Source organism: Lysinibacillus sp. NPDC093692, from assembly GCF_050280125.1.
Lineage (GTDB): Bacteria > Bacillota > Bacilli > Bacillales_A > Planococcaceae > Lysinibacillus.
On record NZ_JBNNUW010000006.1, the window covers coordinates 93,260 to 109,271 of the forward strand.

Annotated in this window: 19 protein-coding genes; 15 read left to right on the forward strand and 4 right to left on the reverse strand. The window is 38.0% G+C overall.

Annotated features, from left to right (window positions below):
* The first annotated feature begins 71 nt into the window (after nt 1-71).
* From ACQKN4_RS08670 to ACQKN4_RS08715, 10 genes are all read left to right on the forward strand, one after another.
* Nucleotides 72-1,055 (forward strand): ABC transporter substrate-binding protein, encoded by a 984-nt coding sequence (locus tag ACQKN4_RS08670; RefSeq protein ID WP_079562182.1) that lies wholly within the window; start codon nt 72-74, stop codon nt 1,053-1,055.
* A gap of 282 nt (nt 1,056-1,337) precedes the next feature.
* Nucleotides 1,338-2,345 (forward strand): FecCD family ABC transporter permease, encoded by a 1,008-nt coding sequence (locus ACQKN4_RS08675; protein ID WP_079562183.1) that lies wholly within the window; start codon nt 1,338-1,340, stop codon nt 2,343-2,345.
* Entirely contained in the window at nt 2,338-3,369 is a 1,032-nt protein-coding gene (locus ACQKN4_RS08680) for a FecCD family ABC transporter permease (protein ID WP_427483367.1), read from the forward strand. Before ACQKN4_RS08675 ends, ACQKN4_RS08680 begins: the two co-directional genes overlap by 8 nt.
* Before the next feature lie 11 nt (nt 3,370-3,380).
* Nucleotides 3,381-4,181 carry an ABC transporter ATP-binding protein gene (locus ACQKN4_RS08685; protein WP_079562184.1) on the forward strand — a complete coding sequence of 267 codons (801 nt, stop codon included), beginning with the start codon at nt 3,381-3,383 and terminating at the stop codon, nt 4,179-4,181.
* Nucleotides 4,178-4,948 carry an alpha/beta hydrolase gene (locus ACQKN4_RS08690; protein WP_079562185.1) on the forward strand — a complete coding sequence of 257 codons (771 nt, stop codon included), beginning with the start codon at nt 4,178-4,180 and terminating at the stop codon, nt 4,946-4,948. Before ACQKN4_RS08685 ends, ACQKN4_RS08690 begins: the two co-directional genes overlap by 4 nt.
* Before the next feature lie 363 nt (nt 4,949-5,311).
* Complete coding sequence (locus ACQKN4_RS08695) at nt 5,312-5,572, forward strand: GNAT family N-acetyltransferase (RefSeq protein ID WP_427483370.1); 261 nt, start codon at nt 5,312-5,314, stop codon at nt 5,570-5,572.
* Between the two features lie 20 nt (nt 5,573-5,592).
* Nucleotides 5,593-5,721, forward strand: coding sequence for a hypothetical protein (locus ACQKN4_RS08700; protein WP_427483372.1), 129 nt, complete (start codon nt 5,593-5,595; stop codon nt 5,719-5,721).
* A 5-nt stretch (nt 5,722-5,726) separates the two neighbouring features.
* The gene (locus ACQKN4_RS08705; protein ID WP_427483503.1) at nt 5,727-6,377 is read left to right on the forward strand and encodes a hypothetical protein; all 651 of its coding nucleotides are present in this window, start codon (nt 5,727-5,729) and stop codon (nt 6,375-6,377) included.
* 99 nt (nt 6,378-6,476) lie between these two features.
* Nucleotides 6,477-6,959, forward strand: a complete 483-nt coding sequence (locus tag ACQKN4_RS08710) for a hypothetical protein (protein ID WP_427483374.1) — start codon at nt 6,477-6,479, stop codon at nt 6,957-6,959.
* A 151-nt stretch (nt 6,960-7,110) separates the two neighbouring features.
* A complete protein-coding gene (locus ACQKN4_RS08715) occupies nt 7,111-7,623 on the forward strand; it encodes a YfiT family bacillithiol transferase (protein ID WP_427483376.1) in 513 nt (170 codons plus the stop codon).
* A 140-nt stretch (nt 7,624-7,763) separates the two neighbouring features.
* On the opposite strand, the gene ACQKN4_RS08720 is transcribed toward ACQKN4_RS08715, so the two are convergent.
* Both ACQKN4_RS08720 and ACQKN4_RS08725 read right to left on the reverse strand, forming a co-directional pair.
* Complete coding sequence (locus ACQKN4_RS08720) at nt 7,764-8,372, reverse strand: exosporium glycoprotein BclB-related protein (RefSeq protein WP_079562188.1); 609 nt, start codon at nt 8,370-8,372, stop codon at nt 7,764-7,766.
* Between the two features lie 252 nt (nt 8,373-8,624).
* Nucleotides 8,625-10,076, reverse strand: a complete 1,452-nt coding sequence (locus ACQKN4_RS08725; protein WP_427483378.1) for a hypothetical protein — start codon at nt 10,074-10,076, stop codon at nt 8,625-8,627.
* A 309-nt stretch (nt 10,077-10,385) separates the two neighbouring features.
* Here ACQKN4_RS08725 and ACQKN4_RS08730 point away from each other — a divergent pair, with 309 nt between their 5' ends.
* The 4 genes from ACQKN4_RS08730 to ACQKN4_RS08745 all read left to right on the forward strand — a co-directional run bounded on the left by ACQKN4_RS08730 (nt 10,386) and on the right by ACQKN4_RS08745 (nt 12,821).
* Complete coding sequence (locus ACQKN4_RS08730; protein ID WP_079562190.1) at nt 10,386-11,024, forward strand: hypothetical protein; 639 nt, start codon at nt 10,386-10,388, stop codon at nt 11,022-11,024.
* 141 nt (nt 11,025-11,165) lie between these two features.
* The gene (locus ACQKN4_RS08735) at nt 11,166-11,741 is read left to right on the forward strand and encodes a hypothetical protein (RefSeq protein ID WP_079562191.1); all 576 of its coding nucleotides are present in this window, start codon (nt 11,166-11,168) and stop codon (nt 11,739-11,741) included.
* Nucleotides 11,734-12,012 (forward strand): hypothetical protein, encoded by a 279-nt coding sequence (locus ACQKN4_RS08740; RefSeq protein ID WP_240518307.1) that lies wholly within the window; start codon nt 11,734-11,736, stop codon nt 12,010-12,012. Before ACQKN4_RS08735 ends, ACQKN4_RS08740 begins: the two co-directional genes overlap by 8 nt.
* A gap of 14 nt (nt 12,013-12,026) precedes the next feature.
* Complete coding sequence (locus ACQKN4_RS08745) at nt 12,027-12,821, forward strand: hypothetical protein (protein WP_427483381.1); 795 nt, start codon at nt 12,027-12,029, stop codon at nt 12,819-12,821.
* 75 nt (nt 12,822-12,896) lie between these two features.
* Here the strand turns inward: ACQKN4_RS08745 and ACQKN4_RS08750 are convergent, their stop codons facing one another.
* Together ACQKN4_RS08750 and ACQKN4_RS08755 are read right to left on the reverse strand one after the other, a co-directional pair.
* Nucleotides 12,897-13,439 carry an isoprenylcysteine carboxyl methyltransferase family protein gene (locus ACQKN4_RS08750; protein ID WP_427483382.1) on the reverse strand — a complete coding sequence of 181 codons (543 nt, stop codon included), beginning with the start codon at nt 13,437-13,439 and terminating at the stop codon, nt 12,897-12,899.
* A gap of 1 nt (nt 13,440) precedes the next feature.
* Nucleotides 13,441-14,523 carry a type III polyketide synthase gene (locus tag ACQKN4_RS08755; RefSeq protein ID WP_427483384.1) on the reverse strand — a complete coding sequence of 361 codons (1,083 nt, stop codon included), beginning with the start codon at nt 14,521-14,523 and terminating at the stop codon, nt 13,441-13,443.
* 419 nt (nt 14,524-14,942) lie between these two features.
* Here ACQKN4_RS08755 and rsgA point away from each other — a divergent pair, with 419 nt between their 5' ends.
* Nucleotides 14,943-15,971 carry a ribosome small subunit-dependent GTPase A gene (gene rsgA, locus ACQKN4_RS08760; protein WP_427483506.1) on the forward strand — a complete coding sequence of 343 codons (1,029 nt, stop codon included), beginning with the start codon at nt 14,943-14,945 and terminating at the stop codon, nt 15,969-15,971.
* Nucleotides 15,972-16,012: the final 41 nt, after the last annotated feature.

The window sequence follows — 16,012 nt, forward strand, 5'->3', positions numbered from 1 at the left end:
AATACTATTGACTTATAAATGAAAATGATTATCATTATCAATATAATCAAGTTCGTTAGGAGAGAATATCGATGAATAAATATTTTAAAATGTGTGCACCTGCTCTATTAGCTCTATCTTTGGCTGCGTGTGGAACGGATAAAGCAGAAGAGTCATCAACATCTACAAATAATGCAGCAGAAACTAGTGCAACAGAAACGCAAACAAATGAAGCGAAAACACAAACGATTACATATTTAGGCGAAAAATATGAAATTGCTACAGATGTCAAAAACATAGTAGCTGCAAGCTTAGAATCTATGGAAGATGCGGCAATGCTCGGTATCAAGCCAGTTGGTGTGCTTGATATAGGTGGGAAAATTCCAGCATATCTTGCTTCTGAATTAGAAGGTGCTGAGCTTGTTGGGAATAAAATGACACCGAATACGGAAGCCATTCTTCAACTGGATCCAGATGTTATTTTAGGTTCCTCAAAATACCCTGAGGAAATGGCTGAAAAGCTTAAAAAAATTCAAACGATGATTCCGTATTCTCATGTCTCTACAAATTGGAAAGAGAACTTAACGTTACTTGCACAGCTTACAGGTAAAGAAGATGAGGCAAAAAAAATCATTGCAGATTATGAAGCGAAGGTTGCTGACTCCCAAGTGAAATCTAAAGAGCAATTAGCGGACAAGCAAATTCTAGTTATTCGAGTACGTGGTGGCATCATGTATATCTATCCTGCGGGAGTTTACTTAAACCCTGTTTTATATGAAGATTTAGGTGCTCCAATACCAGAGATTTTAAAAACGGCAAAGGCACAGGCTGAACTATCTCTTGAAACATTAGCCGAGGTTAATCCTGATGCTATTTTCCTTCAATTCGAGGAATCAGAAAATGCTGACGCACCAAAAGCGTTAGAAGAGCTACAAAAAAATCCAATCTTTACAAGCTTAAAGGCATCACAAAATAATCAAATTTTCGTGAATGCCATTGAACCTTTAGCACAAGGTGGTACTGCATGGTCTAAGGTGAAATTCTTAGATATCGCAGCTGAAAAATTACTTAAATAGTATAAAGAGGCTGGTAGTAGATTTGGTGGTATCACCAGGCTATTACCAGCCTTTTATAGGTTAGAGGAACTCAGTCTAAGAACGCCACGTCCTGTGGCAACGACTGAGTGACCAACATCATGTTGCTGCCGCTGCGTTATCACTACGCTTTCGCACAGAAAACATTTGTTGGCCCAACGCCTCTGGACGCATTGTTTATCCGCGCGACAGCGGCAAATGTTTACTGTAGCGATAGCTACAATTACGTCGAGGCATAAATTGATATAGAAAAAGGTGCGGAAGTTGAAAAAAACAAACATTGTAGCATTTTCAATATTAGCAGCTTCTCCATTCCTAATTGCGATTGTGGCATTAGTCTCCGTTATGTACGGCACAAAAGACATTAGCGCAATAACGGCGTGGCAGGCGATTACTGCATTTGACCCTTCGAATGTGGACCACCAAATTATACGAACAGGACGTATTCCTAGAATTGCAGCGGTTTTACTGGTGGGAGCATTTTTAGCAGTAGCTGGTGCAGTGATGCAAGGTATTACACGGAATTATTTAGCGTCTCCATCATTAATGGGCGTGAATGATGGGTCTGCATTTGTGATCACGTTAGCAATCGTATTTTTTCCAGGGCTTCCTAATTACCAAATGATTTTACTTTCTATGCTCGGTTCAGCATTAGGCGCAGGAATTGTATTTGGTTTTGGCTCTTTAATTCGCAATGGTTTATCACCAGTAAGGCTTGCCATTATTGGTACGGTCATTGGTACGTTTTTAAGCAGTATTGCTACAGCTATTGCGATGTATTTCCAAGTATCACAAACGGTAAGTGTTTGGTATAACACAAAAGTCCATATGGTAGATATGGATATGCTCATGCTATCGATTCCATTTGGGTTAGTTGGTTTAGTGCTTGCATTATTATCAGCTAAGGCCATTACGATCACTTCATTAGGAGAAGATATCGCTATTGGACTTGGGCAAAAGACAAAAGCCGTAAAAATTATTAGTATGCTTGCCGTTGTATGTTTAACAGGAACGGCTGTCGCACTTGTAGGAAAGATTGCCTTTGTAGGGTTAGTTATTCCTCATATTACACGTTTCCTTGTTGGCGTAGATTACCGCTTTATCATTCCGTGTGGAGCTGTAGTAGGTGCGTTTTTCTTAGCGCTTTGTGATGTGCTCAGTCGCTTTGTTAATTACCCATTCGAAACTCCAATCGGCGTCTTAACGGCATTGGTTGGTGTCCCATTCTTCTTATATTTAGTTCGTAAACACGGAGGTGAAAAACGTGCGTAAAAAAACCTCAAGTGTATTCCTGATGACTGTTTCAATATTGGTGTTATTAATTTTTGGTGCAAGCTATCTCCATCTTACAAATGGTGTCTTTGATATGTCGGTGATGGATGTCTTAAAAACATTGCTACGAATTGAGCCGAACCCCAAATTTGATCTTGTCATTTTTGAATTCCGATTACCACGTATTGTCATAGCAGCATTAGTCGGTGTTGGCTTAGGAATGGCAGGGGTTGTGCTACAAGGTATTACGCGTAATGGCTTAGCAGACCCTGGGATTCTAGGGATCAATGCTGGTGCTGGTGCAGCAGTAGTCATATTTATGTTTTTCTTTCAATTACATCTTACATCTGCAGATATGAGTAGTTGGCTATCTATTTTGATGATGCCGATTTTTGGGTTTATCGGTGGTGCGATGGCCGCTGTGTTAATTTTCTCATTTGCCCTAAAAAATGGTCATTTAGATATGCAACGGTTAATTTTAACAGGGATTGCGATTAATAGTGGCTTTGGGGCATTGTCATTATTTTTATCATTGAAAATGAATGCTCAAGATTTTGAAGCTGCTGCAGTTTGGATGGCAGGCTCCATTTATAATGCAAACTGGATTTTTGTTGTAACTATGCTACCGTGGCTTATTTTATTAGGCTTTTACGTTTATCGGAAATCATATTTGCTCGATTATTTCCAATTAGAAGAGGATAGTATTACTAGCTTAGGGATAGCGGTAGAAAAAGAGAAAATGAAGCTGTTATTGGCGAGCGTTGGCTTAGTCAGTGCCTGTGTATCTGTATCAGGTAGTATCGGTTTTATTGGATTAATGGCACCGCATATTGCTAAACAGCTCGTAGGTATACAACATCGTTACATCATGCCAGTAAGTGCATTAATAGGTGCGGGATTGCTTATTGCAGCTGATTTTATAGGAAAAACAGTATTTGCGCCGTCTGAGCTAGCAGTTGGTATTGTTGTCTCGATTATCGGGATTCCGTATTTCTTATATTTACTAGTGAAATCGAAGGCATAGGGGGAAATCGTATGCAAACGGCATTTAGAATGGAAAATTTGGCTTCAGGCTATGAACAAATTCGTGTGTTTGAAGGCTTAAATTTAACAATAGAAGAAGGAAAGATTACGACTATTATAGGCCCCAATGGATGTGGGAAATCTACACTTTTAAAAACGATTGGTCGTATATTAAAGAAGCAGCAGGGGACGGTTTATTTACAGGACCAAAACATGCAAAATTTATCGACGAAAGACATTGCGAAAAAGCTAGCTATTTTATCACAGACGCCTATTGCACCAGGTCAGTTAAAGGTTGAGGAGCTCATAGCTTATGGTCGTTATCCACATCGAAATAATGTGAATCGCTTAACAAAAAAAGATGAGGAAATGATTGAATGGGCTTTAAATGTGACAAATACGATGGAGTACCGAGATCGAGAGCTTGCTCAGCTTTCTGGAGGTCAACGCCAACGTGTATGGCTTGCAATGGCCTTAGCGCAAGAAACGAGTATTCTGCTGTTGGACGAACCGACAACTTATTTAGATATGGCACATCAGTTAGAGGTGCTAGAAATTGTGAAAAACTTAAATGAACGGCATCGTTGTACGATTGTTATGGTATTGCACGACATTAATCACGCGGCGCGATATTCTGATCATTTAATCGCAATGCGACAAGGGGCAGTAATGAAAACTGGAACACCTGAGGAAATTTTATGTGCAGATGTTATGCGTAACGTATTCAATATTAACGCACGTATTATGCAAGATCCAGTTACGAAAACACCCGTATGTTACGGCTATGATGTTATGAAGGAGACCGACAAATGATTGAGGAGAAAGCACTTGATTATGTGACGCAAGAAATTGTATCGAAGTTTACGGATTATACGTATACGGTAAATATCTATGTACCGAATGGAGAAATACCGGAAGGAGGTTTTCCAGTCTTATACGTATTAGATGGATCGTCCTATTTCCATCTTGTTAAGGAAGCGGTCCGCCTACAAAGTCGCAATGCACCTAAAACGGGTATTTTGCCAACTATTGTTGTTGGCATTGGGCATGGTGCGGATATGCATGAACGAAGATTTTATGACTTTACAGGACAAGCCGAAACGTATACGTATCCTGCAAGATTTAAAGGAAAGGGCTATGAGAAACATGGAGGAGCTGAAAACTTCAGTACATTTTTAGAGGAGGAATTAAAGCCAAGTATTCAGGCTCAATTCCCTGTAAATATGCTGCAGCAATCACTGTTCGGGCATTCATTAGCGGGCTACTTTGTGCTTTGGCAATTATTCCATCATCAAGCAGCCTTCCAACGTTATATAGCGATTAGTCCTTCTGTTTGGTGGAATGAGCATGAACTATTCAGTTATGCTTCGAAATTTATAAAAGAGCGTCCATTTGCGTATGAAAAATTATTCATCGGCGTAGGGGAACTTGAAACCTTTATGGTGGATGATGCGCAACAAATTGCGAGCGATTTAGGGGGAATTATGGACATAGCGTTTTATGAAGCGTTGGAGGAAAATCATGCATCAGTCGTCCCAACGGTAATGAGTAAAGCCATTCGTTTTGTGAATAAAAACTAATAGTACAAACCGCATTATCTTCTGATGATGCGGTTTGTTTTTGGTATATGAACATTATTTTAGCGCAGGCAAAGGATGCATCAGCAATTCATGACGTTATGCTACAAGCCTTTAACTACTTTCAGCGCGTGTCCAAACATCCGCTGAAAGTAGTTAAAGCCTCCAGCGGATGTCACGGAATCGGAAAGGAGTGCTTAGGGGATGTTAGCCTAAAACCATCGCATCCATGCGATAACGGCTAACTGACCTGCATCGGTAATAACGCCACGTCCTGTGGCACTACCGAAATGACCGACATCGTGTCGGCCCTCGTGCAGGCCTAAGCACAAAGCCGATTCCGGACGCAATTATGCCGAGGCATAATTGATAGAGTATGAACATGCAACCCCACCATCAAGTGCACTAAGTGAAACAATTGAATCGATTGAACAGGTGATGAAAAATGGAGAGCATGCCTTTATCGGATATATCGATGAGCAACCAGTTGCGATGGTAAGATTTACACTTAGTGCTCAAAGAATTTATTTTTTTAGATTATCCGTAATTCCAGAAAAGCAAGGACGAGGATTAGCTAAAGCATTAATTGAAGAGCTTGAACAATTCGCATGTACGAAAGGAAAATGATTAGCGAATGTAAAGTACGAATGAGCGTACCAAGAAATATTGAGTTATATTGCTCATTAGGTTATGTTGTCACAAAAGAGGACAAAGAAGAAAATCGTAACGTTTTCTCTCTTTCTGTAGCGACAATGGAAAAACAGCTTACTAATTAGGAGGACTGCACTTGAAGAAAAAACTTGGCTGTTTACATGCACATCATTCAAATATTGAATATATCGAACGGGCATTTCAAAATATGGAGAAAGTAGAACTAATCCATTTTGTGGATCCAGGTCTTATCCATCAAGTTTCAAAAGGAACTGAAGGGTTAGCCTTTAAGGTTAAAGAACAACTTAAATGGATGGAAAGCTGTAATATAGATGTCATTCTAATAACGTGTACGAATTATATTGCGTTGTTAGAGGGAGAATTTCTAGAACTTTCTATTCCCATTATTAAAATAGACGAGCCCTTCTTTGAAGCAATATGTGAAGAAGAACGGCCTCAAACGATACTTTTTACAAATCCTAAAACCGTAGAAGGGACGATGGACAGACTTTATCAATACGCCTTACTACATGAGAAATCCAATAATGCTGAAGTGAAAGTTATCGACAATACGTTTGAATTGATTATTCAAGGAAAAAAGGATGCGTATAATAACGCTATTATACAAGCTCTTCATGATGTAGCAGGGGAACTGCGGCATCTTTCAGTTGCACAGCTTTCAATGGTTGAGGCTGCGCGGCAATTCGAAAAAGAGTCATCGTTAACGATTATTCATCCTCTAAAGTCGTTAGTTAAATATGTGATGAGGTTTATAGAATAATAGGTTGAACTAGAGAATGCATTTTCTGAATAATCTGTAACAATGTGAGTAGAAAAATCGTTTCATAGGAAAGAACCATGCTTATAAAGGGGGGATGAAGTGAGGCGATGTATAGTTTTGTTTTCAGTGTTGTTGTTTTTAGTAGGCTGTACAATGAATGGGAAAGCAGTTGCTCTGCCAGATGATTTGCCTGACTTTGTGCAAGAAAGTGATTTTAAATCAATTGATTGGGACAAAAAGGCTGTTGAATTTGGAGACAGAGGTATTATTGGTAACTCAAATAAATCGGGTGTTATTGGAGTCGGTATGCCAAGTTTAAACACTCAAAAATGGATGTGGCATATTTGGGGGATTGAAGAAGGACGTGATAATCAATTAACGATTGTCGGGTATCACAAAGATTCTAACACCATACATCCGCTTTTATTAAATGGATGGAATATAGGACTTAGTGGATCTGTTAATGGTGCAGATGCACATGCACCTTCAAATGTGAAGATCCCGAAATCTGGGGACTGGGCAATTTTACTTTATACGAATGGGAGCTATTTTGATACGTTAATTTATGATATTACTGAATAAAAAGTTGATATTCCATATAATGTAACCCTCATTTTGTAAGCTAAAATCCTTACAAAATGAGGGTTTTACTTAGAAGAACAAATGTGAATAGCGTGAAAAATATAATATTGGTAATATGAAAAGTAAGAACACAGAAATGGAGGATAGCTACATGACCGATTTACGATACCCAATTGGACAATTTCAATTTCCGGAAGTAGTGACAGCGCAGCAAATAAAGGAATGGATAGAGGATATTCGTCTCTTACCGACACAACTAGCAGAGGCGCTTAACGGAGCAAATGAACAATCCTTCATAAAATCCTACCGAGAAAATGGCTGGACGATTACGCAGCTTGTCCATCATATTGCAGATAGTCATATGAATAGCTATATCCGTTTTAAGCTAGCTTTAACAGAGGATACTCCGACAATTAAACCTTATAACGAAGTGGAATGGGCACAGCTTCCGGATTCGGAAATACCTGTTTCGACATCTTATAAATTGACTGAGGGCTTACATGCACGCTGGGTTTATTTGCTGGAAAGCCTAACAGCAGAGCAAATACAACGAGCGTTTAATCATCCTGATTCAGGATTAATGACGCTTGAAAAAGCTCTAGCCTTATATGCTTGGCACGGGAAGCATCATCTTGTTCATATTCAGATTGCTTTGGCGAATTAATAATTATATTTTTAGAATGAAAAGTAGGCGATTTTTAAAATCACCTACTTTTGAAATTGTTTTTCAAGTAAATATCGTATGTTACACGGATTATGGTGCTATATGGTAGATTTAACCTAAATTACGAACATAATTATCTTTTATACAATATTAATTCCTGCACTTGCGTTACCAGCAAGAGTAGCAGCAACTCCTGTAGTAGTCATGGAGAACACCATTAGTAAACGATCACCAGTATTTACTGGCACTGAAACGTCTGCATTACCACTTGCAATCGTACCTACTAATAAAGCTACTAATGGTAAATTTGGTACTAGGTCAACGAATGCTGCAGTAGGACTGAAAACATTGCTTCCCGGAACTGCGCGGTAAATTTGTGCTCTGACTGTTGCTGTTCCTGTTAGGGTTAAAGCGGCAGTTGCTGCGATTGTTGCAGAAATAGATGTAATAGTGCCAGGACGTGGAACCGTAAAAGCTTCTGTGACAGCACTAGATGTTAGATCTATATTAATGCCAGCAAGTATTATCCCTGGAACAGCTGTACCGAATCCTACAAGACTTACAGAAGCAATTAAACCAGAACCAGCAGTTACTAAAGCAACAGGAGTTATTCCTGATGAAAATGGGATAATTGAGCCTGTTGGTGCTGGTGTAGTAATACATGCAGCGTCGACCGCTAAGAAAGGTCCAAAATTTTCACATTCATTATTATTAGAAGAGCAGCCACACATAGAATTATTCATACACATTTTTACACCCCCTTTCTTCATTATTCTATTCAGCTAAGATTGGGGGGGGAGGGCAATTATCTGTATCGTAGTTTTTATATGTGGAAATTTTGAGGCTTCATTTGAGAAGCTTTGGCATTTTACGAGTATTTACTAAGGGGACTTGTTTTTTCAATTGAACATAAAAAAGTCCAATATGTATTTTCATACTTATTGGACTTATTCATCGTATACTTCTCCAGTTTGCTAAACACTGTACATCCTAATTTTAAACTAACTCCATTTTCGAAAGAAATTGAAAAACAAAGAGTTCTTTTCTTTTTTATGCCCTTCTTCAGTTGCTTCTTCTTTTAGCTCAGGTTGTTTGTTTATCTCTTCTATTTGTATATGTGTTTCATATTTCTCCTCTGGCGTAGCTTCAAAGACTTCAAATTCGTTACTTTTTAAAGTGGTGGATGTATTTGTGTCGACTTGCTTAACTACTTGAGAAGCTTCAGGAATGGGATGCCTATTAACTACTTGAGAAGCTTCAGGAATGGCATGTTCATTAACTACTTGAGAAGCTTCAGGAATGGCATGTTCATTAACTACTTGAGAAGCTTCAGGAATGGGATGCTCATTAACTACTTGAGAAGCTTCAGGAATGGGATGCTCATTAACTACTTGAGAAGCTTCAGGAATGGCATGTTCATTAACTACTTTAGAAGCTTCGAGAATGGCATGTTCGTTAACTACTTGTGAAGCTTCAGGAATGGCATGTTCATTAACTGCTTCAGAAGCCTCAGGAATGGCATGTTCATTAACTACTTTAGAAGCTTCGAGAATGGCATGTTCGTTAATTACTTCAGCTACTTCAGAAGTGACAGGCTCATTTGTTATTACAGAGCTCATTTCATCTATAGTGACAGTGTTATTAATTTTTTCGGGTTTTCCGTAATTAACTAAATTTTCCGTATTAAGGTCGTTGCCAGTGGAATTATGGATTTCGGCATGCGGTAAAGTATTAGATTCATAAACACTAATTGGAATTTCCTGTGCATTGGTAGCGTGTTTAAAATGGAAGGTGGATTTGGTAGTGGTATTTCTATATAAACCATTATATATTTGGCTTGGATGAGTATTTATTGATTGAAAATATTGTTGATTAAAATGGCGTTCTTCAGGTACATTTCTTTGATTTTCGTTGTGAGCAGAAGGTATACCATTGTTACCATCTAATTGCGCATTTATTACTTTTCCTGCCAGACTTTGTAGCATTTTATAAGATGGCTGTTTTGATGTAATCGCCGATTGGTTTGTTGTCTGTGTAATGATCAGATCCCTTTGTACACCGTTAGCAATAGATTTGGATGTGTTTTCAGTTTTAGGTGTAGCGGTTGGAGCTTCAGTATTTTCAATAGTGAGTAATTTGTTTAAAACCCTTAATAATTCTTGGTTCATTTCCTCAATCGTTTGATTCAGAGACTCAATTTGTGCTGATAGAAGTTTTATCTGCTCCTCATAGCCTCCGATTTGTGAATTTTGCTTATCATCTATTGTTTCAGTTAGCCCTTCTAAAAGTGCCATTTGCGTTTTAATCCCATCAAAATCAATTTTCATAAATAAATAATCTTCCATTGAAGTTCCCGTTTTTAATGAAGTTAACGTGTCCTTGTAGGTTTCTATTTTTTGCTTCAATTTTTCAATGTCTTGAGTGGAGTACAATTTTGATTTTGAATCTTCCATTGCATTTCCCCCCTTTCAGTCCATTAATATTTTATTAAAAATATTTACTTTCTGTTACAAATATACCGGTCCTTTCAAACATTTTTGTTTCTTCTTAAGAAGAGGCGATGTAATTAATAACGATACATACTGATACTTAAGTATTTTAACTTCTTTCATCAATTATTTTCTGTAGCGACAGCTACAAGTATGCCGAGGCATACTTGATTAAATAAAAATCAGAACGAATTACTTTTTAGCCCATGCACTTTTAGTCAGAAAACATAAGATACAAACGAAAGGTAAAAAAAATATGGAGGTGTCAAAAGGATGCAAGATAATATGCCATCCCAATTGCAGGAAACAATTTGTATAAACGTCGATAAGGTATTCGACTGGATTGTAAAGGAAGCGTCGTTTGAGTTTTCTACTACTGGACCAATTACTTTTCCAGGAGTAACAGCAACTACTAACCTAACAGGTGCAGTGGTTACATGTACTGTAGTTCCAAGAGCAACTAATCCTATTGTTATTTTGAACCGTGAGAATCGTCAGTTCTCCATTGATGGTGCAACGGTATGTCTTCAAAATCTGACTATTCAAAAGAACTTTACTCTTACATTAGTTGTTACTTTACCAAATGGTACTAGGTTTACAAGCAATCCTATTACAGTTTCACGTTGTGAACAAGTTACATTATGTGCGCCGAAAGGGACAGATGTAGAAATTTTATTCACAGATTTAGATTGTTTCGTGTGTTCAACAGGAACTCTAACACCTGGAGCAGGTACAATTACGTTTTCTGCATTAGTAGTTACTATATCAGTTTGCCAAAGTATTCAATCTACATTCCCAGTTACTGTGGAATTCTTAGCGACTTTCTGCGAGCCAAGAGCAGAATTACCGTTTGCGTGTCCGGGTGTAGTTCGCCCAGCGCAATGCCCTTCTGTATTCCCACCTGCTGGTTAATGGTACTAACACATAGAAGAAAATCATATTGTAAAGAGAGGATAATCCTCTCTTTTTTTTTATGAAAGGACGTAACTGTCATATAAAGAAGTTTGAATTCAATTTGATTAATTCAATACTATTAGTAAGGGGGTACTGATTATGCTTACTCGCATCAATCGTGTAGAAGAAAAAATAAATGAGTTGAAAAAACAAACGGATTTTTATGTTCATGAAATGAAAAAAGCGATTGAGGAGTTGATCGTTCCGGAAAGTGTCAACGTTATTAGTTATTTTACATCCTCAATCAATATTTCATATAATCCCGATGAGGAAAGCTTATGCCTGGGCTCTTATCATATTCGTAATATAGGTACTCAGCCTATAACGAATCCTTCTCTATGTATAAAGCTACCTGAAGACTCCCCATTCTCCTTTTCAGGAAGGTATGTCTATGAACATTTCGCACCAAATTTAAAAGGAAATAGTAGCTGGGAGCGAATTAATGATCAATCGAGCAAAGAGGAGTTTTGGCTTAGACCTATAGGAAAAACAACGTTAGAGCCAAACGAGACACTATCATTTCCTAACTTTCAAATTAAATGGGGTAATAATTCATCTTATTCAGGAAGTATTATGGGTTTTACATATTGTGATCAGTTAGAAGATGGTATCGTCGTCTTAAATCCTATTAATCTCAATGGAATGAGTTATATACAGGAGGATGAAAATGAGTGAAAAAATAGATAGTGTTGCCCATCAAATTATTAAGGAACAGCTTGCAAATCTACCTAACTATATTAATGAGGAAAACAATAGCTTTGCTTATCTCGAAAAAGGCACGTTGAATCTACTTATTACCCATTTAATAGCAGGAGAAAAGAGAATAGCTAATGAAGTTGGCGATGAGGAAATAGAAATTAAGATGATTAAGCAGCTTGATGAGGTGTTAGAGGAGAGTAAGGAGCAATTTGAAGAAGTGATTAGTTTACTTAAAAAATTGTCGTGATAGGAGGTGTAAGTGTGGATAATGATATTGTCAAAAACAATGATCCTATCCAGCTTCAACAAATGATCATTTTTTTAAGAGCCGAATTAGCGAAGTATAAAAATGAAGTTAAAAGGCTTAGAGATGGTGATTATTATTCACTAATACTGAGATTAGAGCGAGAAAATGTTGATTTAACAAAACAGAAGAAGGAGCTTTCGATGGAGCTATTAAAGCTGAAGAGAGACCATGATAGAACAATAAAAACTTACTATGATGATATACAATCAAGAGAAATCCAGAAGAAAAAACAACTTTCTTCGATAGAGGGTTTATTAAAAGAACTGGAAGAACTGCGTGTAGAAAATAAGCTAATAAAGGAATCTCTAAATTTCACTAAAGATGAATTACTTTCTATGAGTTCAGATAAGATTACAGTGGATAGCCTTGAAAATAAGTTGAATGTCTTTACGAGAGATATAGGCCAACAAATGAAGTCGATCATTGAAGCCATCGACAGATCCCGTTTAGAACAAACCGATTCAGACAATCTTAATAAGCATTTAGTCAAAGAAATAGAGGAGAAAAGCAGTGAGGTAGCAAAATTATCGGAAGAATTAGCAGATGTAAAAAAACAAAGCCCTTCTCTGAGTGGAAAACCGACGGTGGATCCCGAATTCCTGACACGTGTAGATGCCCAAGTGAATAAGGTATTGGCTCAATCAATGGATTTTGAAAAACAGTTGAATCATAAATTACGCTTGCTTGAGGACCTGGATCACAAATTGAACGAGCTAACAATAGAAATAAATACTGATAAAACTGTATAAAGTATGCTGTGAAAGGCTGTTTCAAAAGTAAGATGAAACAGCCTTTTTATATTATAAATTGGAAGAAGATTTCGGCTAGGACTCCGAAATCTTCTTGTGAAATACATGATTATAATTTGTTGCATCTCGTAAAGCTTTTTCCTCAATTGGAATGCGTACAGATAGCATTGTTATATTTAAAAGTGTGAAGCAGAAGGCTGTGAAATATGCTTGAAACATTAAAGGCAGAAGAATAATTTCTAAGCAAACCACTGCGTAATTTGGGTGACGCATAAATGTATAAGGGCCTTTCCGTACCACTTCTGCATTAGGCAATATGAGTATTTTTGTGTTCCAAAAAGACCCTAATGAGCGGATACACCAAATGCGTAATGCTTGAACGGCAATAAATAATAAAAATAATAACGGAAATAAAGGCGATACACTTTTATGATTAGTAACTACTTCAATCATTAAAAACACGAAAAAGGCGGTGTGCAAAGTAACCATATACGGATAATGAGAGGAACCAACTTCATAAGCCCCTTGTGAGAGCATCCATTTTTCATTGCGTTTTGCAATGAAAACTTCTGTCAATCTTTGTAGAATGACGAGGATCAAAATAATGTAAATAATCATGTTACTCCCTCCATTTAAGTAATACAGCTTCAGCACAAAAGCCAGGGCCAAGAGCGACGAGCAAACCAGTATCCTCTACTTGTCCTTCATTTAACATAAATTGCTCCAACACGTATAGCACCGTAGGAGATGACATATTTCCATGATATTTTAATATTTCCCGAGAAATGTCGGTTTTTTGGGGAGCTAAATAAAGTGTATCTTCATAGGCTGTTAATACTTTTTTACCGCCAGGATGCGCAATAAAATGGTTAAGCTGTTCACTGTACAGTTCATGTTCTAATAAAAATTGTTCAATGAATGGACCGAGCCAATTGGTGATGATGGCAGGAATGCTTTTCTGAAAAATGACATGTAGGCCATTATTTTTAATATTCCAGCCCATAACATTTTCTGAATCTGGCATCCACTTAGAGCCAGTTCCGATAATGGTAGGTGTTGATTTTTTTACTGCGATATTCACTTCGTCTCCACAGACGAGTATACATGCTGCGCCATCCGCAAAAAGAGAGGCACCAATTAAATTACTTTTAGAAAAATCATTTGGCTGAAAGGTTAGACTACAAAGCTCAACGCAAACGACAAGAACTTTTGCTTCCGGATGAGCACGACAAAAATCATAGGCTCTACTAACACCAGCTGCACCACCAGCACAGCCAAGTCCCCAAAGTGGAATACGCTTAAGTCGGTCTGAAAAAGGAAGTTGATTCATAACCCGTGCATCAATACTCGGTGTGGAAATGCCTGTGCTACTCACAAAAATAATAGCATCGATATCTTCAGGAGAAATCGGTGATTGTAAAAACGTTTTATTTTGTAAACAGGCTTGAATGACGTTAACGCTATATTGTGTAGCAAGCTCAATATATAAATCGTTACGTTCCTCGAAGGAATGATCCATACGATGCCATTCCGGTGGCACACAAAAATGGCGTGTTGCAATACCACCATTCTCAAACACTTTTAAGTAGCGTTCTAATTTAGGGATTTTTGCATGAAAGAGTTCCTTCGTTAGCTCCTCTGCATTTGTCTGTTGTAATGTGTAAGGTGGTTTGTATGTACTGATCGAAATGATTTTTGACAACTCAACATCTCCTTCGCCAATAGTGGTCTTGTTTATTGTATGCAGGTAGGGAGGGGATACATGCTTGTAAGTTATAATTGACAATTTCGGAAGATTCCGTTATATTGAAAATAACAAAATCGAAAGTAGGTGATGTGACATGATGAATAAAGCCGCTATTAACGAACAGCAATTCGGTTTGTTCAATTTCACACGCCTAAAATATACAATTTAACCACACGTAGTAACGAGATTTAATTCATGATTGTGGTGTTTGTATATTCTCTTAAATGTGCCTGTGAACCTTGTAACTGCCGAATTGCGCAGAGACATGGTTTTTTTGTGTTTATTTTCAAGTGATGATAAACGATATGCATATTTAGGAGGAAAACAAATTGAATTTAACAACTTTGGGATTTTTAACATATTTTGAAGAGCAAATGACTGGATTTAAACAGGAGGCTAAGCTAGCGAACTGTGTGCCGGCTAGGGTTACATTGGAGCATAAGCATTCCTATCGTGTACTGGCTGAAGAAGGGGAGTGGCTGGCAACGATTGCTGGACATTACGCGTATACATCATTAGCACGTGAGGATTTTCCCGCAGTTGGGGATTGGGTGCTAGTTGAGAAAATGCCTGGTGAGGAAAAGGCGATTATTCATAAATTGTTTACACGAAAGTCAGTCTTTTCACGGAAGGCCGCGGGGGCGGAAGTACAAGAGCAAATTGTAGCATCGAATGTTGATATCGTACTTCTGGTGATGAGCTTAAATGCAGACTTTAATATTCGTCGTTTAGAACGTTATTTAGTAGCTGCGTGGGATTCAGGTGCGAAGCCGGTCGTTGTATTGACGAAGGCAGATCTGTGTGAAGATGTTTCTAGTAAGATACGTGAGGTTGAGTCTGTAACGTTCGGTGTGGATATTTTTGTGACTAGTGCTCTGTCAGGGGAGGGCTTAGAGGATATTCGTGCGCTATTTACGGAAGGCGTAACAGGAGCATTACTTGGTTCTTCTGGCGCAGGGAAATCCACATTGACGAATGCCCTTAGTGGTGAGGACTATATGAAGGTTTCGGATATTCGTGAAGATGATGCGAAGGGGCGCCATACAACTACACATCGTGAATTAGTTTTATTGCCAGGTGGTGGCTGTTTAATCGATACACCTGGAATGCGAGAATTACAATTATGGGATCAGAGTGACAGCTTATCCTCTAGTTTTAAGGACATTGAGGAACTTTCTGCAGCCTGTCATTACAGAGATTGCAAACATCAGAAGGAGCCGCATTGTGCTGTACAGCAAGCTATTACAGATGGTGTGCTTGAACAATCCCGTCTTCAAAGCTACTTTAAATTGCAAAGAGAGCTTGCTTTTATCGAACGAAAAGCAAATGCACAGGCAAAACTTAATGAGCAACGCAAATCAAAGCAAATTGCGAAGGGGAAGAAAGGTAAAAAATCAAATTAAACGAAACTTGATATGGGGTGAACGGTTATCTCATAGTTGGG